The sequence below is a fragment of the Thalassospira sp. MCCC 1A01428 genome (genome assembly GCF_002115825.1).
GTDB lineage: Bacteria > Pseudomonadota > Alphaproteobacteria > Rhodospirillales > Thalassospiraceae > Thalassospira.
Map to the genome: position 1 here is coordinate 1 of NZ_JFJZ01000104.1, position 3,809 is coordinate 3,809.

The following is a 3,809-nucleotide window of genomic DNA, read 5'->3' on the forward strand; positions in this document are numbered from 1 at the left end:
CGATGGTGGCACATCAACCGCACCAGTCTTGCGCACAGCGACACGCCGAAACCCGTGCCCACAGGGCACAACCGACCGGCTTAAAAAATCCCGCACAATCCCGTCACGTTGAACCAGCGCCATCACAACCCCCGCTCAATGCGGAAATTGCCGACCAGCTTTTCGGTGGAAATTGCGCCATCAGCCCCATGCACAAACCGCCCATCGCGCCCGACCACCAGGCGAACAAGCCAGCCCTCGGCGGTGTTAACTTCGCGCACAAACGAAACCGGCTTGCCCGTGTCGCAATCCATCACCTGCCATTCAAACCGGTTTGCGATATGGTCGGCATGGGCATAGCTGGCACCGTCAAAATGCCGGGCCTCGCTATAATCGGGCAGCCACAAAAAACGCCCCCGGCCCTTAAGCGCGGCAATCACCTTGCGCAGCGACTTGTGCGCGGCAGGCTCGCACGCCCGCATTTCATCGGCATTGATGAAATAATGCTGTTCGGCCATCCGGTTCAAAACCTTGGCAAACCGGGTGGTAAACATGGCATCAACGGCATGGGCATCGGCCAACTGGCACAACCCGTATCCCACCATCATCAGCCGCGATGTTTTCCAGCCACCATCCCCGCCAATCTGGCGATCCATCATCACCGCCATGGTAATATTGGCAAGACCATCGATTTCACGGCGAAAATCATAAAACTGACCAGGCAACATCAAATCGGCCCATTCTTCCATATCGGCCCGAAATTCAGCAATCACCGCCCGGTCGTCCGCTTCGCCGTCATCCAGCATCCCGACAGCAACGGCCCAGAAATAGCGCGGGAAAAAGGCGCGCTCGACCGCCCAGAACAGGTCAAACTTGCGACGCGGCACCACGTCACGCGATACCTCACGCAACCCCCGGCGCAGCGCACCAGGCACCGGCAACCGTGCCACATCATTGGCCGCAAGACCAACCCCGGCCAACCGCATATCAGACGCCAGCGGCGCACCATATTTAAGGGCTGCTTTCATGACGCCCCCTTTCGCGGTCCAATCGGCACCGGGCCAGACCCGAACGGGTTAAACCCGTCATCATCAGGCTGGGTAAAAAACCGGCTCATTTCGAAACCTCCCCGGTTTCAGCCGCTCGCACGGCACGGGCAAAGGCCACAACCGCCGCCGGGTCCGGTGCCAAAGCGCACCGCTGCGCACGGGTCATTGCCATGCACATGGCAATATATTCATCCGGGGTGGTTTCACGCGGCAGGGCCGGGTCGTTGGTCTTTGAAATCATCCAAGCGATTTGCTTTTTGCAGGCATCAATCAGCCTGTCATTGCGCTCTGCATGTGTCAGGCGGGGCTTAACCTTCTCTGCCACAAATGCCGGGTTCAAATTCCGGGGCGGATGGGTCGGCTTTTTGTTTGGGTTCCGCGTCATGCCGCACCTGCCTTGCCCGATGCCGGAAACGGCGCAACCGTTCCAGATACAGCGGGCGCGCCACCCTTGCCATTACTGGCAATGAAATCACCAAGGGTGCTGTGCATGGCGCGGGCCAGTTCAATTTCCGCCGCCACTTCCCGGTGGTCCAGCCGCCCGTCACGCATATGCTCGCTATGGGTCGCCACAAACCCGGCCACCTGGGCGGCAATGCAATGCAAATCAATCTGCGATCCGGCCATTTTGCGCGCATCCCCCATCCCGGCCAGCGCCAGAACGCGGTTGGTAAAACTGCCCGGCAACGCCGCCATCAAGTGCAGCATCACCACCGTACGCGGCACCATTTCGCCGTCGCGATAGGCTTCAAGGGTGCGCTGTTTAATCCCCGTCGCCACAGCCAAATCACGCACCGTCACCGCCTTGTTTTCAGACTGATAGGTACCGACAACCTGCCGAAACGCCGATGTAAATTCGGCTTGCAGCGCGTCATGGGCAATTGGTGCAATTTTTCGCATAAAAATACATCCCGATATGAAGCAGGTTGAAACTGTGAAGCGGTCAGGCCGCTGCGCTGGCCCCGTCATCCGCCCCGGCGCAGCGGCCTTTGTCTGAATCGGCATCGTTCTGATTGGCCGCAAGCATAAATTCAGGGGGAATGACCGCTTCAAACTTGCGGATGGTATTCGCCGTCGGGTTCCAGCCCGGCATATCCATTTTGCGAATAGCGGCCTCGTTGACCCCTGCCAGCGTGGCCAAACGATAAATCGCAAAGCCCTTGTGACGACGCCATGCCCGAATACGATTCAGATTGTGATCAATCGACATATCAGCTTCCTTTCCGTTTGATGATGCCACGAACATATTCGTGTTTTTGAACCAATGTCAACACGAATTCGCAATTAAACACTATTATGAATACGGAGGGGAATGTGCAGAATGGCGCGCCCTGCGAAAAAATCGCAGAAACTTACGCTAAAAATGGAATTTTCCGGATGCATGACCCCATCGAGCAGCAACGCAGGAATTTCATTGCGTGGCTCACCCACCCCAAGAAAAGCATGCTGTCGGTGGCCACGAAGGCGGGCATTTCAGAAGCTGGACTGCGCCAGTACAAAAACGGCAACACTCGCGATCTTAAACTTGAAAATAAACTGAAAATCGCCGAAGCCTATGGGCTTCCAATTGAGGAAATCTTTGGCGCGGTAAAGCCGTCAGGACATACACCTGCACGGACGGCACCAGAAGAATCCGCACAACAGACACAATCACCGCACACTGCCCCCGTTTTCGGGCGTGCCGAACGTGGACGGCTGTTCATGACAACGTACCCGGTTGGCTATATCGAAGTTACCGCACAAATGGCATTAACCGGTGATATTTTTGCCGTTCGCATGCCTAATACGGACATGATGCCACGCATACGAATGCGCGAAATTCTGCTGGCAGACCCAAATGACCCGGTCGGAGCAGGCGACGAAGCCGTGGTGGTCGATACCGATGGCGAAATACACATAATGCGGTGCTTTGAAAACAGCCCAGGGCGTGGCTTCACCGGCGGATGTTACGCCGATCCGGTCCAGAAAATAACCATTGCCGATGCCAATATAACCAAAATCGCACGCGTAGTTAACATCTTGATCAATGGCTAGATTACCGACGCAAAATTGCGTTGGTAAAACGCGTCGCTGCATTTCAGCCCGGCAATACCATTTCCGCCAATTGGCTTTTGACTGTTTGCGATGTGGGCGCAAAATTGCGCCGACATAAGACCTTGAAATGATTGCATAACGCAAAATTGCGTCATGAGAAAGCAGTAGCAGATTTTCCGACAGTGCTCATAATTCAGCCGTTCGTTCCGGCTTCCCCCGTTCGGCATTTGAACTGTTTGCGATGTGGGCTCAAAATTGAGCCGACAAAACTCCTTGCTGCCCGCGCCTGTAAACCTGTGCCTCACACAGGTTTACACTCACATCAAGGCCGCACAAAACCTGACCATCAGGCAGATTTAATATATCCAGCCACTGAGCGCAAAATTGCGTCGAGCGTTGTTTACAGTTTGCCGATCTTCAAAAGGTCCGAATATAGGACCTTTTAAATGCGCCCGAGAGGCGTATTTAGACCTTTGACTTAGTATGCGCCGGGCTGAAAATTCAGCCCAGTTCATATTCGAGTTTTACCTCCTCAAAATTGAGGCGGTAAAACTCGTCGATTACTGGCTCAAAATTGAGCCGGTAAAACACGGCGCCATTAATTGTCTGGCTCGGAACCACCGGCTCAATTTTGAGCCGGTGGCAATCCCCGTGAAATTATGAACTGGGCTGAATTTTCAGCCCAGTGCGCACCAAGTCAAAGGTCTAAATATGCCTCACGGGCATATTTAAAAGGTCGGAATTTCG

General features: G+C 54.8%; 5 protein-coding genes. 1 reads left to right on the forward strand and 4 read right to left on the reverse strand.

The genetic code is table 11. From position 1 onward, the window contains the following. Positions 1 to 122: 122 nt before the first annotated feature. The 4 genes from THS27_RS25855 to THS27_RS25870 form a co-directional block, all read right to left on the reverse strand. Entirely contained in the window at positions 123 to 1,007 is an 885-nt protein-coding gene (locus tag THS27_RS25855) for a hypothetical protein (protein ID WP_085595843.1), read from the reverse strand. 85 nt (positions 1,008 to 1,092) lie between these two features. After that, positions 1,093 to 1,413, reverse strand: coding sequence for a hypothetical protein (locus tag THS27_RS25860; RefSeq protein WP_085595845.1), 321 nt, complete (start codon positions 1,411 to 1,413; stop codon positions 1,093 to 1,095). Then, positions 1,410 to 1,928: a hypothetical protein gene (locus THS27_RS25865; RefSeq protein WP_085595847.1), complete on the reverse strand. Its 519-nt coding sequence runs from the start codon at positions 1,926 to 1,928 to the stop codon at positions 1,410 to 1,412. The genes THS27_RS25860 and THS27_RS25865 overlap by 4 nt, the downstream gene beginning before the upstream one ends. Before the next feature lie 43 nt (positions 1,929 to 1,971). Then, a complete protein-coding gene (locus THS27_RS25870) occupies positions 1,972 to 2,238 on the reverse strand; it encodes a hypothetical protein (RefSeq protein WP_085595849.1) in 267 nt (88 codons plus the stop codon). Between the two features lie 167 nt (positions 2,239 to 2,405). Between THS27_RS25870 and THS27_RS25875 the strand changes: the two genes are divergently transcribed. After that, on the forward strand, positions 2,406 to 3,062 hold the full coding sequence (locus tag THS27_RS25875) for a helix-turn-helix domain-containing protein (protein WP_139835762.1): 657 nt from the start codon (positions 2,406 to 2,408) through the stop codon (positions 3,060 to 3,062). Positions 3,063 to 3,809 lie beyond the last annotated feature (747 nt).

Excerpts from the sequence above, each read along its gene's own strand:
- THS27_RS25875 (WP_139835762.1), top strand. The coding sequence starts at position 2,406 with ATGCATGACCCCATCGAGCAGCAACGCAGGAATTTCATTGCGTGGCTC.
- THS27_RS25860 (WP_085595845.1), bottom strand. The coding sequence starts at position 1,413 with ATGACGCGGAACCCAAACAAAAAGCCGACCCATCCGCCCCGGAATTTG.
- THS27_RS25870 (WP_085595849.1), bottom strand. The coding sequence starts at position 2,238 with ATGTCGATTGATCACAATCTGAATCGTATTCGGGCATGGCGTCGTCAC.
- THS27_RS25855 (WP_085595843.1), bottom strand. The coding sequence starts at position 1,007 with ATGAAAGCAGCCCTTAAATATGGTGCGCCGCTGGCGTCTGATATGCGG.
- THS27_RS25865 (WP_085595847.1), bottom strand. The coding sequence starts at position 1,928 with ATGCGAAAAATTGCACCAATTGCCCATGACGCGCTGCAAGCCGAATTT.